The 24,962-nt window shown below is 62.2% G+C and carries 18 protein-coding genes; 9 read left to right on the top strand and 9 right to left on the bottom strand.

Annotated elements, in window-relative coordinates; genetic code table 11:
• Positions 1 to 5 precede the first annotated feature (5 nt).
• Together KIP88_RS01005 and KIP88_RS01000 are read left to right on the top strand one after the other, a co-directional pair.
• A complete protein-coding gene (locus tag KIP88_RS01005) occupies positions 6 to 2,711 on the top strand; it encodes a nitrate reductase (protein WP_214485964.1) in 2,706 nt (901 codons plus the stop codon).
• A gap of 149 nt (positions 2,712 to 2,860) precedes the next feature.
• Positions 2,861 to 4,069: an aspartate kinase gene (locus KIP88_RS01000; RefSeq protein ID WP_214485963.1), complete on the top strand. Its 1,209-nt coding sequence runs from the start codon at positions 2,861 to 2,863 to the stop codon at positions 4,067 to 4,069.
• Between the two features lie 88 nt (positions 4,070 to 4,157).
• Here KIP88_RS01000 and KIP88_RS00995 read toward each other — a convergent pair whose 3' ends face one another.
• From KIP88_RS00995 to KIP88_RS00980, 4 genes are all read right to left on the bottom strand, one after another.
• Entirely contained in the window at positions 4,158 to 4,529 is a 372-nt protein-coding gene (locus KIP88_RS00995; protein ID WP_214485962.1) for a nuclear transport factor 2 family protein, read from the bottom strand.
• Positions 4,530 to 4,662: 133 nt separating this feature from the next.
• Positions 4,663 to 5,220: a hypothetical protein gene (locus KIP88_RS00990; RefSeq protein WP_214485961.1), complete on the bottom strand. Its 558-nt coding sequence runs from the start codon at positions 5,218 to 5,220 to the stop codon at positions 4,663 to 4,665.
• Positions 5,221 to 5,248: 28 nt separating this feature from the next.
• Complete coding sequence (locus KIP88_RS00985) at positions 5,249 to 6,835, bottom strand: hypothetical protein (RefSeq protein ID WP_214485960.1); 1,587 nt, start codon at positions 6,833 to 6,835, stop codon at positions 5,249 to 5,251.
• A gap of 259 nt (positions 6,836 to 7,094) precedes the next feature.
• On the bottom strand, positions 7,095 to 7,931 hold the full coding sequence (locus KIP88_RS00980; protein ID WP_214485959.1) for a glycosyltransferase family 2 protein: 837 nt from the start codon (positions 7,929 to 7,931) through the stop codon (positions 7,095 to 7,097).
• A 356-nt stretch (positions 7,932 to 8,287) separates the two neighbouring features.
• Between KIP88_RS00980 and KIP88_RS00975 the strand changes: the two genes are divergently transcribed.
• Positions 8,288 to 10,555, top strand: a complete 2,268-nt coding sequence (locus KIP88_RS00975; RefSeq protein ID WP_214485958.1) for a M64 family metallopeptidase — start codon at positions 8,288 to 8,290, stop codon at positions 10,553 to 10,555.
• 45 nt (positions 10,556 to 10,600) lie between these two features.
• Here the strand turns inward: KIP88_RS00975 and KIP88_RS00970 are convergent, their stop codons facing one another.
• From KIP88_RS00970 to KIP88_RS00960, 3 genes are read right to left on the bottom strand one after another with little or no spacing between them, the layout of a single operon-like run.
• Positions 10,601 to 11,278, bottom strand: a complete 678-nt coding sequence (locus tag KIP88_RS00970; RefSeq protein WP_214485957.1) for an L-2-amino-thiazoline-4-carboxylic acid hydrolase — start codon at positions 11,276 to 11,278, stop codon at positions 10,601 to 10,603.
• A 54-nt stretch (positions 11,279 to 11,332) separates the two neighbouring features.
• Positions 11,333 to 11,719 (bottom strand): RidA family protein, encoded by a 387-nt coding sequence (locus tag KIP88_RS00965; protein ID WP_214485956.1) that lies wholly within the window; start codon positions 11,717 to 11,719, stop codon positions 11,333 to 11,335.
• Position 11,720: 1 nt separating this feature from the next.
• Positions 11,721 to 12,590 (bottom strand): VOC family protein, encoded by an 870-nt coding sequence (locus KIP88_RS00960; protein ID WP_214485955.1) that lies wholly within the window; start codon positions 12,588 to 12,590, stop codon positions 11,721 to 11,723.
• 128 nt (positions 12,591 to 12,718) lie between these two features.
• On the opposite strand from KIP88_RS00960, the gene KIP88_RS00955 reads away from it, so the two are divergent.
• From KIP88_RS00955 to KIP88_RS00935, 5 genes are all read left to right on the top strand, one after another.
• Positions 12,719 to 13,348, top strand: coding sequence for a LysR family transcriptional regulator (locus KIP88_RS00955; RefSeq protein WP_214485954.1), 630 nt, complete (start codon positions 12,719 to 12,721; stop codon positions 13,346 to 13,348).
• 7 nt (positions 13,349 to 13,355) lie between these two features.
• The gene (locus KIP88_RS00950; RefSeq protein WP_214485953.1) at positions 13,356 to 14,198 is read left to right on the top strand and encodes an aldo/keto reductase; all 843 of its coding nucleotides are present in this window, start codon (positions 13,356 to 13,358) and stop codon (positions 14,196 to 14,198) included.
• A gap of 185 nt (positions 14,199 to 14,383) precedes the next feature.
• Positions 14,384 to 15,331: a DMT family transporter gene (locus KIP88_RS00945; RefSeq protein WP_374226423.1), complete on the top strand. Its 948-nt coding sequence runs from the start codon at positions 14,384 to 14,386 to the stop codon at positions 15,329 to 15,331.
• Between the two features lie 257 nt (positions 15,332 to 15,588).
• Positions 15,589 to 18,465 (top strand): autotransporter domain-containing protein, encoded by a 2,877-nt coding sequence (locus KIP88_RS00940; RefSeq protein WP_214485951.1) that lies wholly within the window; start codon positions 15,589 to 15,591, stop codon positions 18,463 to 18,465.
• 43 nt (positions 18,466 to 18,508) lie between these two features.
• Positions 18,509 to 19,591, top strand: coding sequence for a zinc-binding dehydrogenase (locus KIP88_RS00935; RefSeq protein ID WP_214485950.1), 1,083 nt, complete (start codon positions 18,509 to 18,511; stop codon positions 19,589 to 19,591).
• A gap of 115 nt (positions 19,592 to 19,706) precedes the next feature.
• Here the strand turns inward: KIP88_RS00935 and KIP88_RS00930 are convergent, their stop codons facing one another.
• Both KIP88_RS00930 and KIP88_RS00925 read right to left on the bottom strand, forming a co-directional pair.
• Positions 19,707 to 20,858, bottom strand: coding sequence for a DJ-1/PfpI family protein (locus KIP88_RS00930; RefSeq protein WP_214485949.1), 1,152 nt, complete (start codon positions 20,856 to 20,858; stop codon positions 19,707 to 19,709).
• Positions 20,859 to 21,849: 991 nt separating this feature from the next.
• Positions 21,850 to 22,311, bottom strand: a complete 462-nt coding sequence (locus KIP88_RS00925) for an Lrp/AsnC family transcriptional regulator (RefSeq protein ID WP_214485948.1) — start codon at positions 22,309 to 22,311, stop codon at positions 21,850 to 21,852.
• A gap of 137 nt (positions 22,312 to 22,448) precedes the next feature.
• On the opposite strand from KIP88_RS00925, the gene KIP88_RS00920 reads away from it, so the two are divergent.
• A complete protein-coding gene (locus tag KIP88_RS00920; RefSeq protein WP_214485947.1) occupies positions 22,449 to 24,815 on the top strand; it encodes a transketolase in 2,367 nt (788 codons plus the stop codon).
• Positions 24,816 to 24,962: the final 147 nt, after the last annotated feature.

Genomic DNA, 24,962 nt, shown 5'->3' with positions numbered 1-24,962 from the left:
CCACCATGACTGCCATCGATCCCGACCTGCGTGCCGTCAGCACCACCTGCGCCTATTGCGGCGTCGGCTGCGGCATCCTGGCGACGCCGGACGGGCGGGGCGGGGCGGCGATATCGGGCGATCCCGAGCATCCCGCCAATTTCGGCCGGCTCTGCTCGAAGGGATCGGCGCTCGGCGAGACGCTCGGCCTGACCAACCGGTTGCTCTATCCGATGATCCGCTGCGGCAAGGGGACCATGGAGCGGGTGGCCTGGAGCGACGCGCTCGACCATGTCGCGCACCGCTTCCAGCACATCATCGCGCGCGACGGTCCGGGCGCCGTCGCGTTCTATCTCTCGGGTCAGTTATTGACCGAGGATTACTACGTCGCCAACAAGCTGATGAAGGGCTTTATCGGCAGCGCCAATGTCGACACCAATTCGCGGCTCTGCATGGCCTCTTCGGTGGCGGGCCACCGCCGCGCCTTCGGCGCCGACACGGTGCCGGGCTGCTATGAAGATCTCGACGAGGCGGATCTTCTGGTGCTGGTCGGCTCCAACGCGGCCTGGTGCCATCCGGTGCTGTACCAGCGCATGCTTGCCAACAAGCAGAAGCGCGGCGCGCGGATGATCGTGATCGATCCGCGCCGGACCGATACCGTTGGCGACGACGATTTGTTCCTGGGATTGAAGCCGGGCACCGATACGGCGCTGTTCAGCGGATTGCTGGTGCATCTTGCCGACAACGGCGCGCTCGATCGCGACTACATGGAACTCCACACCACCGGCTTCGACGACGCCATCGCCCGCGCGCGCAATATCGCGGGCAGCGTCGGGGCCACCGCGCTGGCGACCGGCCTCCCGGAACAAGACGTCGCGGCATTCTTCCAGATGTTTGCCAATACGCCGCGCGTGGTGACGCTCTATTCGCAGGGCGTCAACCAGTCGGCCCAAGGCACCGACAAGGTCAACGCCATCCTTAACTGCCACCTCGCGACCGGACGGATCGGCCTGCCGGGCGCGTCGCCGTTCTCGTTGACCGGGCAGCCCAATGCGATGGGCGGGCGCGAGGTCGGCGGGCTCGCCAACCAGCTCGCCGCCCATATGGGCTTCACGCCGCCCGACATCGATCGCGTGCGCCGGTTCTGGAAGGCGCCGCGCATCGCCACCCATGAAGGCCTGAAGGCCGTCCAGATGTTCGAGGCCATTGCGCGCGGCGAGATCAAGGCGTTGTGGGTGATGGGCACCAATCCGGCGGTGTCGTTGCCGAACGCCGACGGCGTTCGCGACGCGCTGAAGAAGCTCGAACTGTTCGTGGTTTCCGAGAACGTGGTTTCCAACGACACGGTGGATGCGGGCACGCATGTGCTGCTGCCGGCGCAGGCATGGGGCGAGAAATCCGGCACCGTGACCAATTCGGAACGGTGCATCTCGCGGCAGCGCGCGTTCCTTTCCGCGCCCGGCGAGGCGAAGCCCGATTGGTGGATCATGAGCGAGGTTGCCAGGCGCCTCGGCTTCGGCGCGGCCTTCGGCTTCACCTCGGCGGCGGATATTTTCCGTGAGCACGCGTCGCTCTCGGCATTCGAAAACGAGGGCGTGCGCGACTTCGACATCGGCGCGCTGCAGTCGCTGTCGGACAGCGATTTCGACGCGATGGCGCCGGTGCAGTGGCCAATTCGGCAGGGCAGTGAGCCGCAAGCGCGCTTCTTCGCCGAAGGCGGTTTCTTCGCCAACGATTTCAAGGCCCGTTTCATCGCGCCGGAAATGCCGGCACTGCGGACCGAGACCACGGCGGCGCGGCCGCTGCGACTGAACACCGGCCGCATCCGCGACCAGTGGCACACCATGACCCGCACGGGGATGAGCCCGCGGCTTGGCCAGCATCTGCCGGAGCCGTTCGTTGAGGTCCATCCCGACGACGCCTTGAAGTTTGGCGTGGCCGACGGCGACTTCGCACGGGTCACGACCGACCACGGGCAGTGCACGCTCCGGGTCGTCGTCAGCGAACGCCAACAGCGCGGTATGCTGTTCGCGCCGATCCACTGGAGCGAGGCCAACGCGACCGGCGCGCGTGTCGGTTCGCTGGTGGCTCCCATCACCGATCCGTTCTCCGGCCAGCCCGAGAACAAGGCGACGCCGGTATCGATCACGCCTTACGAATATGTGTTCCGGGGCTTTGCACTGTCGCGCAAGCCGCTGGCTTTGCTGGAGCACGCCTGGAGCGCGCGCGTCGCCGTCAATGGCGGCTACGGCTATCTGTTTGCCGACAACGCTGATATTGCGGGTTGGCAGTCCTGGCTGAAATCCGTGACCTCGGATGACCTTGCCGAATACAAGGATTTCGGCGGCGGCGTGTATCGCGCGGCGTCCTTTAGCGGCGACCGCATCGAGACCTGCCTGTTCATCGGGCCTGCGCGGGACGCCGGCGACTGGAATGTGGTCAAGGACCTGTTCGCCGCGGATGCGCTCGGCAACGACCAGCGCCGCATGCTTCTGTCGGGCAAATCGGTAGATGGCCTTGCGAACACCGGTCCGATCGTCTGCGCCTGCTTCGGTGTCGGCCGCAACACCATCTGCGATACCATCGCGGGCGGCGCGCGTTCGGCCGCGGACATCGGCGCCAGGCTGAAAGCGGGCACCAATTGCGGTTCCTGCATTCCCGAGCTGAAGCGGCTGATCGCGCAGACCGGCACGAGCGAGCCTGCGCAGCGGAAGCTGGTGGCGGCGAATTAGGTCACCCTTCACGTCATTGCCTGCGGGTTTGCGCAAGGGAGCGTAGCGACCGTGCCGATCCGGCGGCAGCTTTATGCACAATGCCGCACTGCAGCGCTCCTGTTCCTGCTGGCGTGCAGGGCTCTCTCGGGACATATTCTGAAAGTAGAATGCGCAACAATCCCATCATCGTGCAAAAATACGGCGGTGCCTGTCTCGAAACACCGGCAAAAATCCGCGCGGTCGCGGGCAATCTCGCCGATCTACAGAGGCGTGGTCATCGGGTCGTAGTGATCGTTTCAGCGATGGGAAAGACCACCGATGAACTTGTTAAGATGGCTTATCAAGTAAGCCCGCATCCCAATCGGCGTGAACTCGATATGCTGTTAACCACCGGCGAGCGCATCAGTATGTCTCTGATGAGCATGGCGCTGTCCGATTTTGGCGTGCCGGCGATTAGTTTTACCGGCAGCCAGGCCGGAGTGATGACCGACGAATCCCACTCTTCCGCGCGCATCCTGGATGTGCGGCCCATTCGCGTGCGCGAAGAACTCGACCGCGGACGCATCGTGGTTTTGGCCGGCTTTCAGGGCGTGAACCCGCTGACCAAGGAAATTACCACGCTGGGCCGGGGTGGCAGCGACACCACTGCGGTTGCCATGGCAGCGGCACTGCAAGCCGAGCGTTGTGAGATTATCAAAGAGGTCGACGGAGTTTGTTCGGCCGATCCGCGCATCGTGGCGAATTCAAAACCCCTGCGTCAGCTGGATTTTGCGTCGCTATCCGAAATGTGTTTTTGGGGCGCCAAGGTCCTGCATTTTCGCAGCGTGGAGCTGGCACAAAGCCAAAACGTTCCTTTGGTCCTGAAAAAATTGGGCGGCGCTGAACACAGCACGCAAGTGATGAGAGAGGTCACGGGGATGGAAACCGGAAAAGTTCTGGCCGTCAACTCGATGGCTCGCATTGAGCATGTGGAGATCGATTCGACGGATCTCAATCAAGGCTTTGAGAAATTCGCGCAGCATCTCAAGCAAAACGGCTTGTCTTGGCCGCAACTCCTCGCCTCGGCTTTCACCGCCGGAAAAACCCGCATCATGATGACTTCCGATTCGGAGTCGCTCGACACTTTGCTGCGAACGCTGGAGGGGAGTAAAGACTTGCGCCAACAGCGCGAGACCTTGAGCTCGGTGAGCCTTACTTGCTTCGGTGGCGTTTCCTCGGACTTGCCGTTTAAGGCGATTCAGATTCTCGGGCATCACGGGATTGTCGCCGACAAATATGTCTTGTCACCGCATTCGGTAAATCTATTTGTTCCTGTCGAGAGCCGCGAGGCCGCGGTCAAGGCTTTGCATTCGCTGATCCAGGCCGAGAACCCGTGAATCTACCGAGCGGATGGCTTGTCCGCTATGCGATGATGACCACACTCCGCATCGCTGCGAAACGACGCTATGTGCCAAAACCGGACTCTCAATCCGTGATTTTCCAGTACGAATCCTTGCGGATCACCTTGCCGTTGCGGAACGTGTAGAAGTCACAACCGCGGACCTCCTTTCGCGTGCCCTCGCGGGTGGTTCCTGTGAGGGTCCATTTTGAGATGCCGGTATCGGCAGCCGCATCGACAAAATGCTCATCGTTGCCGTAGTGGACATCGGGCAAGCCTTCAAAGCGCATTGCCAGCGCTTCTCGTACATTCCGTTTGCCCTCGAAACGGGAGCCCCACGGACTGCTTCCCCTCGGCATCTCCAAAATACAATCGTCAGAAAAGAATGTCATGATGCGATCAAGGTCGTGCGCGTTGAACGCTTCACATAGCTCCTTCAGGGCAGCTCGAATGTCCATTTGCCGTCTCTATCCCAGTTGGGCAGTCTTGCCTGCCATGGCCGCGGGGGTGTTGCTCGACTGAGCCGTAGTCCAGGCATCATGGACAGGGTGATTTGGCGGCAACCCAGTTCGCTTCGCTGGCGCACTCGCATCAGAGGCCAAGCGTGATCTCGGCCCAGCGCATCACCGTATTGCCATTGAGAAACTCGATCACACTGGGCTCGATAGCTTCAGGCCGATCGTGGCCGAGCACGGCGGTCGCTGCAATCATGTCGCAGCGCTCCCTAAAAACGACCGATATCGCCGTCTTGCCAGGCGGATTGCGAGCGTTGAGCGTGTAGGCGCGGCTGCGACCTTTCATCCACGCAATGCTGATCGGACGGCCGGCGCCGAGCGGTGAAACTTCGCCGACGAGAACGAGATCGCCCATACGATCTAGATCTTCGTCATCGGCCACACCGGTCGTGCAATTGCAAAATCCTATCTTGGCACGCAGATAGAGGTTCACCTCGGCGCCGCAGTTAGCCGCCTTGCAGCGAAATGCCTTTCCCTTCCCCCACTGATCGATGGGGAAGGGCCAGGCCACCTCGGTCCATACCGGCACGGTCGCAGTTGCGGCCGTGTGCCGTGGCAGACCGAACCACGCCAACGCCGCCACTGGTACGCACCCCAGCGCGGCTGCTGCGACGGCGATAGCTACCCTTCTCATTGCGCCACCGTTCTCGCTTCTGGTCGGGCTAGTTGCTGGCGAGATACGTCTTCGCCGCCGCAACCTCCCGCCGCTCCGTGTCGGCGTTCGCCGTCAGCGTCACGAGTTGCTGATAGTTCTGCCGCGCCGCGGCCTTGTCACCGAGCGTGTCGGCTGCCTTTGCCGCGCCTGCGTAACCCTGCAAGCGGTTCGGCTCCTTGGCCTTGGTGGCCTCGAATGCCGCAAGCGCCTCCTTGGCCATGCCGCGATCGAGCAGCATAAAGCCGTAGAGCTCGCGCGCCGGCGCCAGCGGACCGGGCGTGACCACATGCTTCTCGGTCTTGTCCTCGGCGTCCGCTGCAGCACTCATGGCCTTGAGAGCCTCGTCGTACTTGCCCTCTGCATGAAGCACCCAGGCAACGGCGACCTGATGCTGGATGTCAACGATCTGCGACCAATAATTATCCTTGGCGTCGCGCAACTTGTCGCGCAGTTCTGCGAGCTTTTGAATGTCGGCCTTGGCTGCTTCCGGCTTGCCAGAGCGCGCCGCGCCGAGCGAGCGCGCGAAGTGCGTGATCGCCATCGCGTAGTTCAAGCCGCTCTGCCTGACAGATAGTTGCGAGGCGGCGTCCCAGTCGCCGCGATCGACCGCATACCGGGCCGGCGAGGCTGCCAGCGCGTAGTCGGCTGCCACGACCGTCGCCTTGAAGTCGGTCTCCTTTATCATGTCGTCCATGACGGCGCGCGCCTGCTGGTCCTGGGCGAGCTGAAGGTGGGCATAAACCATGTAATCCTGCGCGTGCAGGTAATTGCCCACCGACTTCTCGGCCTTCGCTGCTTTCACGGAGGCGGCGTTGGAGGCGATCGATTCCTTCCAATAGCCGACACGGGTGTAAATGTGCGACGGCATGTGCTGGGCGTGCGGCGCGGCCGGCGCGATCTTGGCGTAGCGGTTGGCCGCGTCGAGGCCTTTCTGCGCGGTCGCCGGATAGTCGTAGAGGTGGATCAGGTAATGCGTCACGCCCGGATGCTGCGGTAGCCGTATGGACATCGGCTCCAGGATTCCCGCGCCCTTGGTCTGCTGCGCGTAAGTCTTGTCGTTCAGGTCCGCCGATGTGTTGAGCGTGATTGCGTAGCCAATCTGGGCTTCGTCGTCGTCCGGATATTTCGCTGCGATCTGCGCCTGTTTGTCGCGCAGGGCGCGCATGCGCTGGACGTGAGGGATATTGTCGTAGTCCGTGTACATCACCATAAGCGCGTCGATGTAGTCGCGTTCGCGCTCGGTCTTGGCCCCCATCTCCTTGGCTTTCGTGATAGCGGCGAGGCCAGGCGCGAGGTTCGGCCGCGGGATTGCGGCGTGTGGGTTGTCCATCAGCGTGAGCGCGATGCCCCAATATGCCATGGCGCATGTGGGATCAGCCTTGACGGCCTCCTCAAAGACCTCCTTGGCATTGGTGTACCAGAAGGAGTGCTGATAGCGCATGCCGCGATCGAAGCGACGCTGCGCAACGTCGTTGCAGGAGGTCTTGAAGTGCACGTTGCCCAGCTGCTGATCGACATCGTCTTGCGCGGCCAGCGGCTGAGCCATTGGTAGGACAAGAGCCGCGACGGTGACCCCGAATAGAGACTTCCGCATGGATTGCTCCCTCTGCCTCATCTGAAAAGAATGGATTCAACTATACGACTTCCGCTCCTTCGCCAAAACCACCGATCATGGCAGTGCAATTGACCTTTCCGCGCTCCCAGCATGCACTTAGATTCGTCTCGGAGTTCTGCTTTGGGTTCATTCGCGACCGGGACCAACCAGTGGCAAGCCCGGCCGTATCCGCTGTTCCGCCGAAAGCGGAGGTAGATTCAGAGCACGAAGCGGGACGCACGTTCGATTTTCGGACAAGTCACATCTTCACCGCATTGGCGAAGAGCGTGTCACCCCACTCATACAAGGGCCGCATGAAGTCGGATTGGGTGTGGATTGCTCGACCTTTGCGATCGCGCCATTTTCTTCCGTAGGTATCGAACGGAAAGTGTCGCATGTAGTATTCGCAAGTCTCTTCCCAATGTTCGACCGATAGCGACTTGCCATAGTGTTGGCAATACGGACCGGTCACCACGTGTTCGACACCACCCGGCTCTCGCCCATGATGCTTCGCGAAGAAGACCTCCAACCGGTTTCGCCACAACATCAAAATATCTCGGCGTTCCGGGCCGAAGAAACGACGAAAGCCCAATAGTTCGCGATCGGCTTGATAGGGTGCATGATCGCCAGCAGTCATATAGGCGTCGAACAGTTGAACGCGCACGCCGTCGCAATCGCTGGAATGCGTTCGTTCCATGTATCCGCGTAGATCGCCGGTAACGCGCTCATCCGCATCGAAGCAAAACATCCAATCGAACTGCAAATGTTCGCGCGCCGTCTGCAGCAAAAGTCCGCGATGTCGACCCTCGGCAATCCGGCGTGCATCGATATCCGCTTCCCACGACCGATTTGTTACGATCAGAGCGACTTTCGGGTTTCCGCCAAGAATCTCCAGCGTTCGATCCGTACTCGCGTCATCATAAGCGACGATCGCATCGACGTGTTTACCGACGTAGTCCAGTGTATCCCGGAGGATAAGTGCTTCATTGCGAACGCGGGTTATTCCGATCAAAAAGTGCCTATGGCCCAAGAGGCTTCCATTGCAAGCGATGATCTGTTCACCGTCGCGGAGCGGCCAATTGCGCGTGCCCGGCATGATCATCACCTGGCTGCGAGAAAGAATTGGCACCAATGATGGTGGGCGGGCGCGGTAACCGCAAGGGTTTAGAATCGTAGGACGTATGTTGCCGGCGGGACGCCGCCGAAGCGCGGCCGAGATTTCGCATGATCAACCGGTGGCGGTGAGAGAAATCTGCCAAATGTTCAACGCAAAGCATGCGTGGTTTTTGCTTTTCGGTGGGCTACTTCACAAATGGCTACGCGAAACCGCAATAGACTCGATGGCAGGAGATTGGTTCAGGCTGCTGTTGGCGAGCGTGATCTGCCAGCACGGGCACAGACTCAGGTAAGTAGTCCTGTCGCTAACCGCTTTGCCACAGCGAGGAGGCGCAAATGGATAACCAGAACACCCCCCTCGCCACTACTGCGATAAGCGCGGCTGATGCGTACACGGTGCCGGCCGAAGGATTGCGCTCGATCGTCGTGACCGGAGACAGCGACAATCGGGTCGACATCATTTTTCTCGGCGACGGTTATACCTCTTCCGAGATCGATACGACCTTCACGTCCGACATCCTCGATTATTTGAGTTACATCTTTGACGATAGCGCCTTGACCCAACCGTTTGGCCGCTACGAAAACTTCTTCAACATCTACGCTGTCGACGTAGTGTCGAATGAATCGGGCGCGGACGATCCGACGGCCGGAATTGTGCGGGATACCGCGCTCGATGCTACTTACTTATTTGACGGGGTAACCCAGCGGCTTTTGTACGTGAACGATACGAAGGCCACGACAGCGATGGACGCCGCGTTGAGCGGCACCGGCATCGCCGCCGAGATGCGCTATGTCCTCGTAAATGACACGCAGTATGGCGGCGGGGGAGGCTACTTCGCCGTTTACGCGGCCGGCGACGTCATGGCCCAGGAAATTGCTCTCCACGAGGTCGGCCATTCATTTGCAGGGCTTGCAGACGAGTACGGCGGTATCCCACAAATGTACTTGGGCGCCGAGCCAGTCGAGATCAACGTTACGACAAATCCAGCGGGCGAGAAGTGGGCAGAGTGGCTTGGCTACGTCGACCCCATACTCGGGACCGTGGGCGCCTATGAAGGTGGCGGACAATACGATTTCGGGATCTATCGTCCGACGTTGGATTCAAAAATGCGTATCCTCGGGCAACCGTTTGATCCGATTGCCATCGAGGAGTTCATACTCGACTTCTACGCCTTGGTCGATCCACTGGACGGCTATGATGACAATGCCGGGACCAGATATGACGTGCAGAGCCTCAGTGTGGACACGATCGATCCGGCTGTAATCGATGTTGATTGGACGGTGAACGGCAAAACGTTCGTCGATGTAGGCGAGACCTTCAGCTTTGCTGCTTACGGCTTCGGGTCTGGAGAGTACACGGTCACGGCGCGTGCGTACGATCCGACCGACTGGGTACGAGGCGACCGCAGCGAGCTTGAGCAAACCGTCACATGGACGGTCGTCAATCTTGATCAGAACACAGCGCCCGTCATCACGTCGAACGGCGGCAATGACGCGGCAAGCCTTGCGGTTCCCGAGAATTCGAGCTTCGTGACGATCGTGACGGCGACAGACCCGGATCAAACAACACCGACATATTCGCTCTCCGGAGGAGCGGATCAATTCTTGTTCACGATCGATCCGGTCACCGGGGTGCTGAGCTTCAATGAAGCTCCGGATTTCGAGTCCCCTGAGGATAGCGACGTCGACAACTGCTATACCGTCGAGGTGCAGGCAACAGATGGAGCGCTGTCTGATTTTCAAACGATCTTCGTCGAGGTCACCGATGTCACCGGCGCTACGATCATGGGCACTGCCGCCAAGGATGTCATCGATGCCGTGACGACCGTGCCGGGCCAGTCGCTTCCCACCGGTGAAGAAGACACAATCTACGGCGCGGGAGGAAAGGACGCCATACAGGCGCTGGGCGGCAACGACACGGTCTACGGCGGGGCGGGCCGTGATAAGATCGACGGCGGCCTCGGCGCAGACGTCATGTACGGGGGCGCGGGCAACGACCTCTACATCGTCGACAATCCGGGCGATCTCGTGATCGAAAACTTCCACGAGGGTTCCGATCGGGTCAAGAGCTCAATCAGCTTCGTGCTCGGCAAGAACATCGAGAATCTCACGCTCACAGGCAGCGACGATACCGTCGGCATCGGCAATGGGAGCGCAAACACGATCACCGGCAATGCCGGCAATAACGTGCTGAGCGGCGAACGCGGAAAGGACACGCTGCGAGGTAAAGCCGGCGATGATATATTGATCGGCGGAGAGGGCTTCGACATCTACGCGGGCGGCCCTGGAGCGGATCAGTTCGTGTTTGCCGAACCCTTCCGCGCCAGCGCCGACAGAGTGACCGACTTCTCGTCCGCCCAGGGCGACTGCCTCGCCGTCTATGGCGACGACTACGGCCTCACAACAGGTGTGCTACCGGATTCGAGCTACTTTGCTCTTGCAAAGTCGAGTCTGGCCGATGTCGACCACGGCCGATTTCTGTACAAAGATGCAAACAGGACGCTGTACTGGGATGCAGACGGGGCGGTCGCGACATCAAATGCTGCGATTGCCACGTTCGATACTGCCGTAACGCTCTCAGAGTTAGATTTTCTCGTGCTTTAGTCCGCAAACGACATCCTCGCTTGCAGCGCTGGGTCCATGGCTGTCCTACTTTGTTTCGAGGCGGGAGAAGCGAAAATTGCAGTGGCTGGCGCCGCCAGCCAGCGTTTGGGTTCGTTCCAAACGAATGCCACGCGTTGCGTAGGCGTCGAAATCAAGCCCACAAATGTTCGGCAAGATTTCTTTATCTCCATGGCGAGCTGCGAATTTGCAAAAGCCGCAAGCTTTGTAGTTGATGCCGAATTCAAAGTTGTCACCCGGGCCCGGCTCGACGAAATCGTAGACGAAATCTTCCGGAAATTCTTGTCGATGGCTTTTTGTAGCCTGCTCGCGCAGCAGAGTCTGATTCTCTGACGACATGAATTGACGCCCCGAGGCGAGACGTTCCGCTTCGGGCACGGTGAGCAATTGCGCCTTGTAGGTTTCTCGCTCGATTTCGCCGATCACGGACAGCGACACGCCGTGTCGCCGGAGCACTCGGCTGATGGCCATAAAGCCCATGAGGCGCATGAAGAAATCGCTCATACGACTTGCCGCGCCTCCGACATAGGGCATTTGGGTGAGCACGATTTCGAATTCGTCCATCACCTCCTGCCTGATCCCATCGATATTGGATAGATGCGCGCGCTCGCACAACATCGCTTCGGCAAGGTCGAGGCGATGGCGCATGGCGGCCTCCATGGCACCGCGATGCGACTCGTAGAATGGATGGATGATCTCAGCCATTGGACACCTCTCTAACCAGTATCGCCCGCCCCATGATGCGGCCCGGTACGCATTTCATTCCGCAGCGATCGCCTCGATCTCCAGCAGCCATTTGCCATCGACGGTTTCAGCGATCATCACCGTGGACGCGGGTTCGTTTCCGCCGAGCATCTTGCGGCGAATGGCGCGGTTCGCCACCACCTGGCTTTTGTCGGTCAGGAACGTATTGATCTTGACCAGATGCTCGACGCCGAGACCGGCGGCAGTGAGCACCTCGATGATGTTGCGCCAGGCTTGCTCGCATTGCGCCTCGAAGCCTTCGGGCACGCTGCCATCAGGGTTTTCCGGCACCTGGCCGCTGACAAACAGCAACCGGCGGTGCTGACCAAGTTCCAGCCCCATGCTGTAGCCGCTGGAAGGCGCGTGGACCGCTGTGGGGTTATGCCTGACGATTTGAGACATGTTACATTATCTCCTGTTCGACGAATTCCAGCGCCAGACCATGTGACGCCGCGGGCGGAACGAGCAATACAGCGCCGGCAATCTCGAAGTCGACGCCGTTGCTTTCCAATACTCGCTTGGTCGCATCCAGGTCGGTGACCGCCAAACGCGCGGCGCAGAAGCGCGGCGACGTATCGCCGGCGAGGTCCGGCAGCCGGCGCGCGATCTCGGCCGGGCCGAGCACGGTGATCCGGTCGCCGCTTTCTCCGACCGTCAATCGCCCGGGCACAAGCTCGGCCGTGCTTTCCGTGAAGCGTTCGAGGAAACCGCGGTGCGCCGCCGGCTCCGGCGCCGACATCACGACTTCGATCACGCGCAAGGCGCCGTTGGGATGGCGTTGATATTCGGGGTTCCAGAACCGTTCCGGCGGGTGACGCTGCTGGCAGGTGAAGAAGGCGATCCCGGGCATGGCGGGATCGGTGGCAAAGGCCAGTGAAAACTCAAGGCGAGTCGTGCCTCCGCCCGGAAGCACCTTGTCACGTCCAAAATCAAGCGGAGCGTAGGCGCCGATGTGATTGGCCCTGAAGCGCGCCGCATCGGCATGGGCGTCGGCGCTGTGCAAAGCCAGCATCGACATTCCCTCCGCGGTGGCAAGAAAATCCCGGTTGTGGGCCCCGAAGCTGAATCTATCAGGGGCGACCGGCGTTACCGCCGCAGCATCGGTCACAGCGAGCAGCTCGAGAAAATTGTTCTCGAACATCGCCAGGTGGTTGCTGACTCCGAATGGAAGCACGCCGGTCGGCGTGAGGTTGAAGCCGAGCGTTCGCCAATCCAGCGCAGCCTGCGCCAGATCGCGGACACAAATGACGAGATGATCTAGTCGGCGGGGCATGGGATCTCCGGATGCTGCTGACCGACCGTAACCGGCGGCATCACCGCGAGGCAAAGCATTGTTGCTGCGGTCCAGCGCAAGAAAATCTATTGCAAGGCCAGCGCCTATCAGTGACAAACTGGACGGCGATGACCTACATCCTTCCACCGCTCAATGCGCTCCGCGCATTCGAAGCCGCCGCGCGGCATCTCAGCTTCAAGCTCGCCGCGCATGAGCTGCATGTGACGCCTGCCGCCGTGGGGCAGCAGGTGAAGGCGCTGGAGGCGCGTCTGGGCGTACGCCTGTTCGAGCGGCTGCATAAGCAACTCGTCCTGACCGAGGCCGGCCAGGCCTATCTGCCGGAAATATCCGACGGCTTTCGCCGCATCGCCGATGCAACCGCGCAATTGAAGCCGGTGGGCGCGGTGCTGTTGCAACTGGGCGTGCATGGCAGCTTCGATCTGCGCCGTCTGGATCTGGCGGAGTTTCGCGCAACCCACGCGGAAATCGGCTTACGGGTGCTGCAGCCCGCCGGCTTGCACGAGCTGATCGAGGGCAAGGTCGATTTGCTGATCGCCCGCGGGCTCGGCAATCAACCGGGGTACCGCTGCGATCGCGTCACGGAGGGATCCGGGCTCGGCGATTGGCTGATTGCGCCTGCCGGCACGGCTGATTGCCCCGAGATATCAGGCTTCCGCGATTGGCTGCGCGGTCTGCCTTCCGAGAACGCGCTCGCGCCGCATCGTCGTCGCCGCTTGGTCGGCATCGTCAGAAGTTGAGGTTATCTTGAATCAGAAAAAATTCGGCACCAACGGCCCGGACGTATCCGTGATCGGGCAGGGCACCTGGTATCTCGACCGCGGCGACCGCAAGGCTGCTATCGCGGCGCTGCGCCGTGGCATCGAAACCGGCATGACGCATATCGACACCGCCGAGATGTATGGCGATGCCGAGCTCGTGATCGCGGATGCGATCGCGGGGCTGCCGCGTGAAAAACTATTCCTGGTTTCAAAAGTGCTGCCGAGCAACGCCTCGCGGCGCGGCACCATCACCGCCTGCGAGCGTTCGCTGAAGCGGCTGAAGACCGATCATCTCGATTGCTATCTCCTGCACTGGCGCGGCTCGTATCCATTCGAGGAGACGGTGGCGGCGTTCGACGAACTGGTGGCTGCCGGAAAGATCCGTTCGTGGGGCGTCAGCAATTTCGATTCAGACGATCTCGACGAATTGCTCGACGTCGCGGGCGAGGGCAAGATCGCCTGCAACCAGGTGCTCTATCATCTGCAGGAGCGCGCAATCGAGCACGCGGTCATCCCATGGTGCCAGAACAACGGCGTTGCCGTCGTCGCCTATTCGCCGTTCGGACATGATGAGTTTCCGTCCCCGCGCAGCAAGGGCGGCGAGGTGCTGCAGGCGATTGCGGATGCGCACACGGCGACAGCGCGCCAGGTCGCGCTGGCTTTTCTCACGCGTGCGGCTTCGGTGCTCGCGATTCCCAAAGCTTCGAGCGCGGAGCACGCGGCGGAGAACGCCGCTGCCGGCGATCTGAAGCTGAGCGCCGCCGAGATCGCCGCGCTCGACAAGGCCTTTCCGCGCGGACCGAAGCCGCGAGGCTTGCCGATGCTCTGACGGAACACCGTCCTTAACAAAGTGTTGCAATCGCGCCCTCAGCGCATATCCGCATCCTGTTTTCGGGCCTAGTCGCCTCGCGCGATCTGGTGTTTTTTACAACCTCGCCCGAGTCGATCATTACTGCCTTCGAGATTGCCGTGACACCGCCTCCCGCCGCAGCCGCAAGGCTGGACAGCGCTCCAATACCTTTTCCCGAGAAGAAATCCGCCGCCGTCCGCAAGGCGCCCGCGCGCGCCGACCGGCCGTTCAAGGGCATCGCGCTGGTGCTGACCTCGACGATCTTTCTCGGCGCTTCCGACGTCACGGCGAAATATCTCTCGGCGACCTTGCCCTCGATCGAGATTACTTGGATTCGCTTCCTGGTGTTCGCGCTGATCATGACGCCCGCGATGATGCCGGGTTCCCCGCTGTTTGCGATGCAGACCAACCGGCTCGGCCTGCATATGCTGCGTGGCTTGACGATCCTGGGCTCGTCGCTGTTCTTCATTTCCGGCCTGCGATTCCTGCCGATTGCGGAAGCTTCTGCCACCGGCTTCGTCGCGCCGCTGTTCGTCACGGCGCTGTCGATCATCTTCCTCAGCGAGAAGGTTGGCCTGCGCCGCTGGATCGCCACGGCAGTGGGCCTGATCGGCGTGCTCATCATCCTGCGCCCGGGCACCGGCGCGTTTCATCCCGCGGCGTTCTTTCCGCTGGTCTCGGCGCTGGCCTGGGCCTGCACGCTGATCATCACGCGGATGATGAGCGGCACCGAGCGCGCCATCACCGTGATGGCCTATTCGTCGATCGTGGGCGTCTGCATTCTCTCCGCGCTGGTGCCGTTCGTCTGGGTGACGCCGACCTGGCACGACATCGCCTTCGGCATCTTCATCGGCGTCGCCTCGACCGCGGGGCAGTGGATCGTGGTGCTGGCGTTCCGCTATGCCGACGCTTCGGTGCTGGCGCCGTTTTCCTACATGCAGTTGCTGTGGGTCAGCGTGCTCGGCTTCTTCATCTTCGGCGAAGTCCCGGACGCCTACACCATCACCGGCGCCGCCTTCATCGTTGCCTCAGGGCTCTACACCGCCCATCGCGAGCGGGTGCGGCAGTCGCAGCTGCTGGCGGTCCCGGGCGAGCCTTCGCCGAACGCCTGATCTTGCGCGGCCACTGGGTCATGGCCGCACCCGCCCAAAACGTGGCGCGAGTGCCACAGCAGCGCCGCAAAACGCTCGGTTGTGACGCAAATCTGGCGGATTCACCCCCGCACCCGTAATTCGACGGCGGAACCCATGCTAGGGAGTCCCGATGGCGCCGCAGAGCGCCGGGGAATGGGGTTCGGGCGTTGCATTTTCAATTGCTATCGTCGGCGCAGGGCCGACGCCACCGGGTTGTGGCTGCGCGGGCAGTCGCGATGTCGGCGTTTCTCGTTGGCCTGTGCCTGTCGACGGCGCCCGCGAATGCGGCCTGCGTGCCCGATCCGGCATCCAGCGGCCAGACCGTCACCTGCAGCGGCAACACCCCGGGCGGCTTTCAGGCCGGCGGCGGCGTCGACAATCTCACCGTCAATGTGCTGGCGGGAGCGACCGCCAGCGACGGCGGCGGTGGCGTGATCATCGGCGTCAACGACTTCAACACCGTTACCAATAGCGGCACGCTCACCGCCGGGCCATCGAGCAGCGGCATCTTCGCCGGCGTGAACAACACGATCGTCAACGCCGCCTCAGGCGTCATTACCCTCGGCGACGATAGCGTGGGAATCTTCACCGCCGGCAACAGTACCGTGACGAACGCAGGTCAGATTACGATCGGCGACGCCGCCGGGCCGGCGGCCGGCATCCTGGCGATCAATGACGACAACACCGTCAGCAACATCGCCGGCGCAACCATCACCGTCGGCATCAATGCTGCGGGCATCTCGGTGCAGGGCAATCGCGCCATCGTCAACAATGCCGGCACGATCAACGTGGGCGATTTCGGCCCCGGAATCGACGTGTTCGGCGACGATGCGATGATCACGAGCAACGGGGTGATCAACGTTGGCGCCAACGCGGCCGGAATCTCGGGGCAGGGCGACCGCGCCCTGATCACGCACTTCGGCACCATCAATGGCGGGGTCGGAAGCGCCGGCGTCGCCTATAACGGCTCGTCCGGTACGATCAACAACAGCGGCCGCATCCTTCTCGGCGATGCCGCCTTCGGCATCGTCGCGCTAGGTGATTCCAACACCATCACCAACAGCGGCACTATCACCGTTGGAAATGGCGGCGCCGGCATCGACGTCAGCAGTTTCGGCGGCAGCAATTCCATCATTAACACCGGAACGATCAACGTCGGCGCGGGCGCGACGGGTATCCTCGTCAGCGGCACCGGCACCGTTTTCAATTCAGGCACGATCAATGCCGCAACCGGTTTTGCAGCGATCGAGTTCTGCGGCGGCTGCGGCATCGCCAATGTGCTGACGCTGGGCCCGGGCAGCGTCATCAACGGCCTCGTGCTCGGCACCGGCACCGACACGTTCCAACTCGGCGGCACCGGCAAGGATACCTTCAACCTCAGCCTGATCGGCGCCGGCCAGCAATATGACGGCTTTTCGACCTTCAACAAGATCGACAGCTCGAACTGGACCGTCACCGGCACCGGCGCGCAGGACTGGAACGTCCTTGGTGGTACGCTTTCGGTCAACGGCGTCATCAACGGCCTCGTGACCGTCAATGCCGGTGGCACGCTCGGCGGCACCGGCACGATCGACAATGTCATCGTCAATGGCGGCACGCTGGCGCCGGGTAACTCGATCGGCACCCTCAACGTGGCGGGCAGCCTGACATTCTCGGCGGCGTCGAGCTACATGGTCGAGATCTCGGGCGCGAGCAGCGACCTGACCAGGGTCACGGGCATCGCCACGCTTGGCGGAGCCACCGTCGTGGTCGTTCCCATCGGCACGGTGGCGAAGCAGTACACGATCCTGACTGCGACCGGCGGCGTGCTCGACACGTTCAACCCGGTGGTATCAGGCGTCTCGCCAAACCTGAACCCGACCCTCAGCTACGACACCAACAACGTCTATCTGAACTTCGCGCTGAACTATGGCGGCGGTCTCAATGTCAATCAGCAGAACGTCGCCAACGCGCTGAGCAACTTCTTCAATACGACCGGCGGCATTCCGGCCGGCTTCGCCGCGCTCTCGCCGGCCGGCCTGACCCAGATCTCCGGCGAACTGGCGACCGGATCGCAGCAGGCGACCTTCGACGCCATGAACCTGTTCCTCTCGCTTATCTCGGATCCGTTCGTCGCGGGCCGAAATGACGGCTTCGGCGGCAATGCAGGTGCGATCCCGTTCGCCGAGGAGAGCGCGCTTGGCTATGCCGCGAAGAGGAAGCCGGCCGCAGCGCGCGACGCATTTGCCAAATTCCCGACCAAGGCGGATGTCGCGCGCAGCGATCTGTTCGAGCAGCGCTGGAGCGTCTGGGGCTCGGCCTACGGCGGCGGCAGCAACACGTCAGGCAATGCCGCGCTCGGATCGAACGACGCGACCGCACGCGCATTCGGTTTTGCAGTCGGCGCCGACTATCGCCTCTCGCGCGACACGCTGGCAGGTTTTGCGCTCGCCGGCGGCGGCACCAATTTCAGCGTCAGCGGTTTCGGCTCCGGGCGCTCGGATCTGTTCCAGGCCGGCGCCTTCATTCGCCACAATATGGGCGCCGCCTATATCATCGCCGCCGCGGCCTATGGCTGGCAGGACGTGACGACCGAGCGCACGGTCACGGTGGCCGGCTTCGAGCGCCTGCGCGCCCAGTTCAACGCCAACGCTTTTTCCGGCCGCATCGAGGGCGGCTACCGCTATGTGACGCCATGGATGGGCATCACGCCCTATGCCGCCGGGCAATTTACCACCTACAGTCTGCCGGCCTATGCCGAGCAGGTGCTGGCGGGCGCCGGCACGTTTGCGCTGAACTATGCGGCGAAGGACGTCACGGCCTCGCGCACCGAGCTCGGCGTTCGCACCGACAAATCCTTTGCCGTTCCAAACGGCATCCTGACCCTGCGCGGCCGCGCCGCCTGGGCGCATGATTTCAACTCCGACCGCAACGTCACGGCCTTGTTCCAGACGCTGCCCGGCGCAGCCTTCGTCGTCAACGGCGCGGCGCAGGCGCACGACTCGGCGCTGGTGACGGGCGCGGCCGAGATGAAATGGCTGAACGGCTGGTCTGCGGCGGCCATCTTCGAGGGCCAGTTCTCCAACGTCACCAATTCCTACGCCGGCAAGGGCGTCGTGCGCTATGCGTGGTGAACCTCCGTGCTAAGGTGATGAAAAATCACCGGGAGGAACTTAAGTGCGCGCTGCCATTTTCAGAAACGGCGAGATCGTCGTCGATCAAATGCCTGAGCCCAAGCTTGGCCCGGGCATGGTGCTGGTCAAATCGCTGGCCTGCGGCATCTGCGGCTCCGACCTGCACGCGCGCAAGCACGCGCATAGGATGGTCGAACTGGCAAAACATTTTCCCGACCGCAAGCCGATGGACCTCTCCCGCGACGTCGTGTTCGGCCATGAATTCTGCTGCGAGGTGCTCGACTATGGTCCGGGCACGACGCAGAAGTTCAAGCCCGGCACCAAAGTCTGTTCATTGCCCGCGCTGCTGACGGCGGAAGGTCCGCAAGGCATCGGCTACTCCAACGACAATATCGGCGCTTACGCCGAGCGTATGCTGCTCAGCGAAGCGTTGCTGCTCGAAGTCCCCAACGGTCTCGCGGCCGAGCACGCCGCGCTGACCGAACCGCTCGCGGTCGGTGTGCACGCCGTGGCGAAAGCCAACATCAGAGGTGGCGAGGTGCCGCTGGTGATCGGCTGCGGGCCGGTCGGGCTTGCGGTCATCGCGGCGCTGAAGATCAGGGGATTGCATCCGATCGTCGCCGCCGATTATTCGCCGGCACGGCGCGCGCTTGCCGAAAAGCTCGGCGCCGACGTGGTCGTGGACCCTGCGCGCACGCAACCCTATGCGACCTGGGCCGAGCATGCCCAGATGTCGCCGGAGGAAAAGGCTGCGCGCCCGCCGCTTCAGGCCCTGTTGCCGGCGCTGAAGCCTGCGCTGATCTTCGAATGCGTCGGCGTTCCCGGCCTGATTCAGCAGGTGTTCGAGGGCGCGCCGCGCGATGCGCGCATCGTCGTGGTCGGCGTCTGCATGGAAACCGACCGCTCCGAGCCGATGCTCGGCATCCTGAAGGAACTCAACGTTCAATATGTGCTGGGTTACACGCCGGAGGAATTCGCATATTCCTTGCGCCTGATCGCGGAAGGGCAGGTCGATGCGGCCTCGATGGTCACCGCCAGCGTCGGCATCGACGGCGTCGCCAAAGCGTTCGCCGATCTCGCCAACCCGGAAGCGCACACCAAGATCATCGTCGAGCCGTGGCGGTGAACGACAGCGTAGGGCTGCGTAGGGTGGGCAAAGGAGCGTCAGCGACGTGCCCACCATCTATCCGCGTTCTCGTTGGAATGGTGGACACGCTACGCTTTGCCCACCCTACGGACCGTCACTGCGTCACCCTATGCCTCGGGTACTCTAGCTGCATGGCGACGAAGTCGGTCGTGTGCGTTCCGTAGCGGGCCGCAATCCCGTTCAGCGCGTTGTCCAGCGCTTCCGCTGGTTTCCGATTCCCCACTGACGGCAGCAGACGTTCCGCCGGCCAACTCGCCGCGACCTGATCGGGGTAGATGCGGATGCCGTTCTTGCTCTGTTGTGCACCGGCCGCGCTCGCGAACGTCACCGCCTGTGACCGAAAGGTTCGCGACCACGCGTCCGTCACGAGCGCCAGCGATACTTCGTCGACGCCGTCCTTTAGCTCGATGCCGAGCTGCTCATGCGCCCAGAATGCAGCGGTGTTGCCGATTGCCGTCAGCGCAAACGGACGTGTGAACTTGAACGCGTCGCTCTCATGCCGCGTGTCCCAGTTGGCGAGGCCGATATCCCGGCCGACCGCATTGGCCTTGTCGCGGCCGGCGATGGCCTCGATCAGCGCCAGCGACATCGGCATCGACGCCGTGACGCCGGTCGTCGTCGCCACGCCGTTGTCGACCACCAGCCGCCGGTCTTCGACGTAGCGCATCGTCGGATGCTTGCCGCGCATCTCCTTGACGGAATACCAGTGCGTGGTCGCCCGCTTGCCATGCAGCAGCCCGGCATCGCCGACGACCTTGGCGCCGGCGCACACGCCGACGATGATCGCCTTCTTGGCCGACTGGTCCCTGATCCATTGCAGCGCTACAGGATCGTTGTCGCGGCTCATCGCGGGCACGATGACATAGTCGGCGCCGTCGGGATGCTGCGCATCGAATTCAGCGATGGTTGCCTGCGGTTCAACCTTGAGCGTCGGATAGAGCGTCACCGGACCCGGTCTGGTTGCCAGCGTCACGACGTCGGCGACGTCAGCCCGCGTGAGGACGCCATAAGGCATGAGGTAATCGGTGGTCTCGGTGGCGTCGTTGATGCCGATGATGGCGATCAGCGGGCGCTGTCGCTTCGGCGGCTTCAGCGCCGCGATCGTCGCATCGCGCTCGTCTTGTGCGATCGCCGGCGGAGCTTCGGAGGAAGGCGCCGGTGGCAGCGAAAAAATCCAGGCGCCGCCGATCACGGCGACAAGTGCGACTGCGCCGAGCGCGCTCCACAATACACGTCGCGAATTCATGGCTTGCTGACTCGATGCGTTGATTTGGATCTGAGTCTACTGCCGTTATGTTCAGTTCGAAATGACGCAAAACCCGCGAAAACGGCCATGCGTCGGGAGCGCTCGTAGAACGCGCGTATGGTGGGCAAAGCGAAGCGTCAGCGACGTGCCCACCATCCATCACCGATCGCGCCTCTCGATGGTAGGCACGCTGCGCTTTGCCCACCCTACGGCCGGTGAACTGATTTGCCTTGCCCGCAAGCGCAATCTCGATGCGCAACTGCGACCAATTGGCACGACGGGCAAATCACCTAAAACCTGTCCAGTCCTTCCCGCAAAAATATTCCGCTTTCGTTCTCACCCAAATCATCTGCATAACTCCGCCCGTCTCACGGCAGATGAGGGACGCTCGCGATCGTCACGAACGTGCGGTGAGATGCGATGGACGCGAGAGGCGCGCTAGACGTACGCGCCTGACGCGTACGGCGAAGTCGTGTGGTCCTGGCGCCGCGGTGCTGGCGCTAAGTCCAAGAGAAGCGAAGCTTCTCGGGGGCGACGGTGGCAAGAAAGCCGTTCACCGGGGAGAGCACGAAGTAAGCCGTAAAGCCATTGCGCAGGGAAGGCCGGAATGCTCCCGCTGCCCTGTATGCTCGTGTGCACTTTTGTTTGCGCAAATCGCACGCGAGACCGCGGGTGCAGCAAGCACCCGGTCTTCCCTGCGCCCTCTATTTCGAAGAGGGCAACGAAGATGCAAACCTCGGGCACATTGTGCCGCGAGAATGCAAGAGCTCGTTCAGCCGTCATTGCGAGCGCAGCGAAGCAATCCACCTCTCCGCTTGCCGCGCTATGGATTGCTTCGCTTCGCTCGCAATGACGTGGAGAGAATCGTGCCCCAAGAATCCGTAGCCCGGATGAGCGAAGCGATATCCGGGACCACTCTGACACCGCCCCGGATATCGCTCCGCTCATCCGGGCTACAAGCTTCGCTCGCAATGACGTGGAGAGAGTCGTGTCACACCGGCAGCGCGATCGAATACTTCACCTGGCTCAGCGCAAAGCTCGACTCGATAGAAGCAATACCATCCAGCCGCGTCAGCTTGTTTTTCAGGAACGCCTCGTAGGAGGAGAGGTCGGCGGCGACGACGCGCAGGAGATAATCGCGGTTGCCGGTCATCAGGTAGCATTCCAGCACCTCGTCCCATTTCGAAATCGCCTTGGCAAAACGGTTGAGGTCCTCTTCCTTCTGCCGCGCCAGCTTGATCGAGATGAAGACGCTGACATGGAGCCCCAACGATTTCTGATCGACGGTCGCGATGTAGCGCGTGATGACGCCGCGCTCTTCCAGAAGCTTGACCCGGCGGTGGCAGGGCGACACGGACAAGCCGACCTTGTCGGCCAGTTCCTGCATGGTCATGCGGCTGTCGGTCTGCAGCAGGCTGAGAATCTTGCGGTCGATGGCGTCGAGGCTAGGCATTGGGATGAACTCATGGTTTCGAGGCGCGTTGTGGTAAATTATCCCAATATTGGGCGGTATGTCGCAGGAAATTGAGAATTTTGGCGCCCCACTGCCCGTTAAAATCGGCGCATACTGACCCTGTCCGGAGCATGGCCATGCCCATCGAGCCCGCACGCCTCGAACTGTTGTCCGCACTGGCACGCAAAGTTCTCTGGCTGTCGTCGTGGACGATCCATCACGCCAACCATATCAGGCCCAATGTTGACGGGCTGAAGGTCGGCGGCCATCAGGCCTCGTCCGCCTCGCTCGCCAACATCATGTCGGCGCTGTACTTCTCCGTGCTCCGGCCGCAGGACCGCGTCGCGGTGAAGCCGCATGCGAGCCCGGTGTTTCACGCCATCCAGTATCTGTTCGACCACCAGACCCGCGAGAAGCTGGAGAATTTCCGCGGCTACAAGGGCGCGCAATCCTATCCCTCGCGCACCAAGGATGCCGACGACGTCGATTTCTCTACCGGCTCGGTCGGCTTGGGAGTCGCCCAAACCCTGTTCTCCTCGCTGGTGCAGGACTACGTCACGTCGCATGGCTGGATGAAGGACCGGCCCGAGGGGCGGATGATCGCGCTCGTCGGCGATGCCGAAATGGACGAGGGCAACATCTTCGAGGCGCTGCTCGAGGGCTGGAAGCACGCGCTACGGAACACCTGGTGGATCGTCGATTATAATCGCCAGAGCCTCGATGCCGTGGTGCGCGAGGGGCTGTGGGCGAAATTCGAGTCCATGTTCCGTAATTTCGGCTGGGAGGTCGTGATCGTGAAATACGGCCGCCTGATGCAGGCGGCGTTCGCCGAGCCCGGCGGCGAAGCCTTGAGGCGCTGGATCGACAATTGCCCGAACCAGATGTATGCGGCGCTGTGCTTCCAGGGAGGAGCTGCCTTCCGCAAGCATCTGCAGGACGACATCGGCGATCAGGGGCAGGTGTCGCAACTGATCGACCGCCGCAGCGACGACGAACTGCTGGCGCTGATGTCCAACCTCGGCGGTCACGACATGGCGAGCATGATCGAGGCGTTCGAGGCAATCGACCATGATCGCCCCGTCTGCTTCATCGCCTACACCATCAAGGGTGTCGGGCTGCCGATGCAGGGCCACAAGGACAACCACGCAGGCCTGATGACGGTCGCGCAGATGGAGAAGTGGCGCAGCGCGCAGAACATCCGCCCCGGCCATGAATGGGAAAAGTTCGAAGGCCTGTCGCAGGCGCCAGCCGAACTCGAAGCATTTTTGGCGGCAGCGCCGTTCAATCAGGATGGCCGCCGCCGTCTCACCGCTGATGTCATCGAGGTGCCGCAACAGCTTGCCTTCAAGCCCGCGGCACAGATGTCCACTCAACAAGGCTTTGGCTTGGTGCTGAACGAACTCGCGCGCGGCGACAGCGAACTGGCCGCGCGGATCGTCACCGCGTCGCCCGACGTCACCGTCTCGACCAATCTCGGCGCCTGGGTCAACCGGCGCGGCCTGTTTGCCAAAGCCGAGAACCACGATCTGTTCCGGCAGGAGAAAATCCCCTCGACCTTCAACTGGGATTATTCGCCCAGGGGTCAGCATCTGGAACTCGGCATTGCCGAGATGAACCTGTTCATCATGCTTTCGGCGCTCGGGCTGTCGCATGCGATCAATGGCGAGCGGCTGTTGCCGGTCGGCACGTTGTACGATCCTTTCATCGAGCGCGGCCTCGATGCGTTGAACTACGCCTGCTATCAGGATGCGCGTTTCATGGTGGTGGCGACGCCATCGGGCATCACGCTGGCGCCGGAAGGTGGTGCGCATCAGTCGATCGCAACGCCCTTGATCGGCATGGCGCAGGATGGGTTGGCCTCGTTCGAACCGGCCTTTGTCGATGAACTTGCCGTGATCATGGGGTGGGGCTTCCGCCACATGCAGCGCGAAGCCGGCGAGGGCGGTTCGGTCTATTTGCGGCTCTCGACCCGCACGCTGGACCAGCCGCAGCGCATCATGGCGCCGGAACTGCAAAGAGACATCACCGAGGGCGCCTACTGGCTGCGCGAGCCGGGGCCGAACTGCGACATCGTGATCGCCTATACCGGCGCGGTGGCGCCGGAGGCGATCGAGGCGGTGGGCTTCATCGGCGAAAGCCACCGCGATGTCGGTTTGCTGGCGGTAACCTCGGCCGACCGGCTGCATGCCGGATGGTCCGCCGCGCGGAATTTGCGGCGCGACCGCCGTGGCATCCAGTATCTCAGCCATGTCGAAAAATTGCTGGCGCCGCTCACCCGCGACTGCGGCATTGTGACCGTCATCGACGGCCATCCGGCCGCGCTTGGCTGGCTCGGCAGCGTACGCGGCCACCGCGCCGAGGCGCTCGGCGTCGAGCAGTTCGGCCAGACCGGTACCATTGGCGACCTCTACCGCCACTACGGCATCGACGCCAACGCCATCATCGATGCGGCCGAAAGCCTGACGGTCGGGGCGCCGGTGCGGCACCGGAAGATGGCGGTGTGAGAGGGGGGTGTAACGGTAAGGGGAGGTGGAACGGTATTTGTCGTCCCTGCGAACGCAGGGACCCATACCGCGTGATCTATCGAGTAAGCGTGGTGGCTGACGCTCTGCGTTAATTAACTAGCGCTGTGGCCTGCAGAAGCAAAGCCG

This window comes from Bradyrhizobium sp. SRL28 (assembly GCF_018596315.1).
Classification (GTDB): domain Bacteria; phylum Pseudomonadota; class Alphaproteobacteria; order Rhizobiales; family Xanthobacteraceae; genus Bradyrhizobium.
This window is presented reverse-complemented; position numbering and strand designations above follow the sequence as displayed.

Excerpts from the sequence above, each read along its gene's own strand:
- KIP88_RS01005 (WP_214485964.1), top strand. The coding sequence starts at position 6 with ATGACTGCCATCGATCCCGACCTGCGTGCCGTCAGCACCACCTGCGCC.
- KIP88_RS01000 (WP_214485963.1), top strand. The coding sequence starts at position 2,861 with ATGCGCAACAATCCCATCATCGTGCAAAAATACGGCGGTGCCTGTCTC.
- KIP88_RS00995 (WP_214485962.1), bottom strand. The coding sequence starts at position 4,529 with ATGGACATTCGAGCTGCCCTGAAGGAGCTATGTGAAGCGTTCAACGCG.
- KIP88_RS00990 (WP_214485961.1), bottom strand. The coding sequence starts at position 5,220 with ATGAGAAGGGTAGCTATCGCCGTCGCAGCAGCCGCGCTGGGGTGCGTA.
- KIP88_RS00985 (WP_214485960.1), bottom strand. The coding sequence starts at position 6,835 with ATGCGGAAGTCTCTATTCGGGGTCACCGTCGCGGCTCTTGTCCTACCA.
- KIP88_RS00980 (WP_214485959.1), bottom strand. The coding sequence starts at position 7,931 with ATGCCGGGCACGCGCAATTGGCCGCTCCGCGACGGTGAACAGATCATC.
- KIP88_RS00975 (WP_214485958.1), top strand. The coding sequence starts at position 8,288 with ATGGATAACCAGAACACCCCCCTCGCCACTACTGCGATAAGCGCGGCT.
- KIP88_RS00970 (WP_214485957.1), bottom strand. The coding sequence starts at position 11,278 with ATGGCTGAGATCATCCATCCATTCTACGAGTCGCATCGCGGTGCCATG.
- KIP88_RS00965 (WP_214485956.1), bottom strand. The coding sequence starts at position 11,719 with ATGTCTCAAATCGTCAGGCATAACCCCACAGCGGTCCACGCGCCTTCC.
- KIP88_RS00960 (WP_214485955.1), bottom strand. The coding sequence starts at position 12,590 with ATGCCCCGCCGACTAGATCATCTCGTCATTTGTGTCCGCGATCTGGCG.
- KIP88_RS00955 (WP_214485954.1), top strand. The coding sequence starts at position 12,719 with ATGACCTACATCCTTCCACCGCTCAATGCGCTCCGCGCATTCGAAGCC.
- KIP88_RS00940 (WP_214485951.1), top strand. The coding sequence starts at position 15,589 with ATGTCGGCGTTTCTCGTTGGCCTGTGCCTGTCGACGGCGCCCGCGAAT.
- KIP88_RS00930 (WP_214485949.1), bottom strand. The coding sequence starts at position 20,858 with ATGAATTCGCGACGTGTATTGTGGAGCGCGCTCGGCGCAGTCGCACTT.
- KIP88_RS00925 (WP_214485948.1), bottom strand. The coding sequence starts at position 22,311 with ATGCCTAGCCTCGACGCCATCGACCGCAAGATTCTCAGCCTGCTGCAG.
- KIP88_RS00920 (WP_214485947.1), top strand. The coding sequence starts at position 22,449 with ATGCCCATCGAGCCCGCACGCCTCGAACTGTTGTCCGCACTGGCACGC.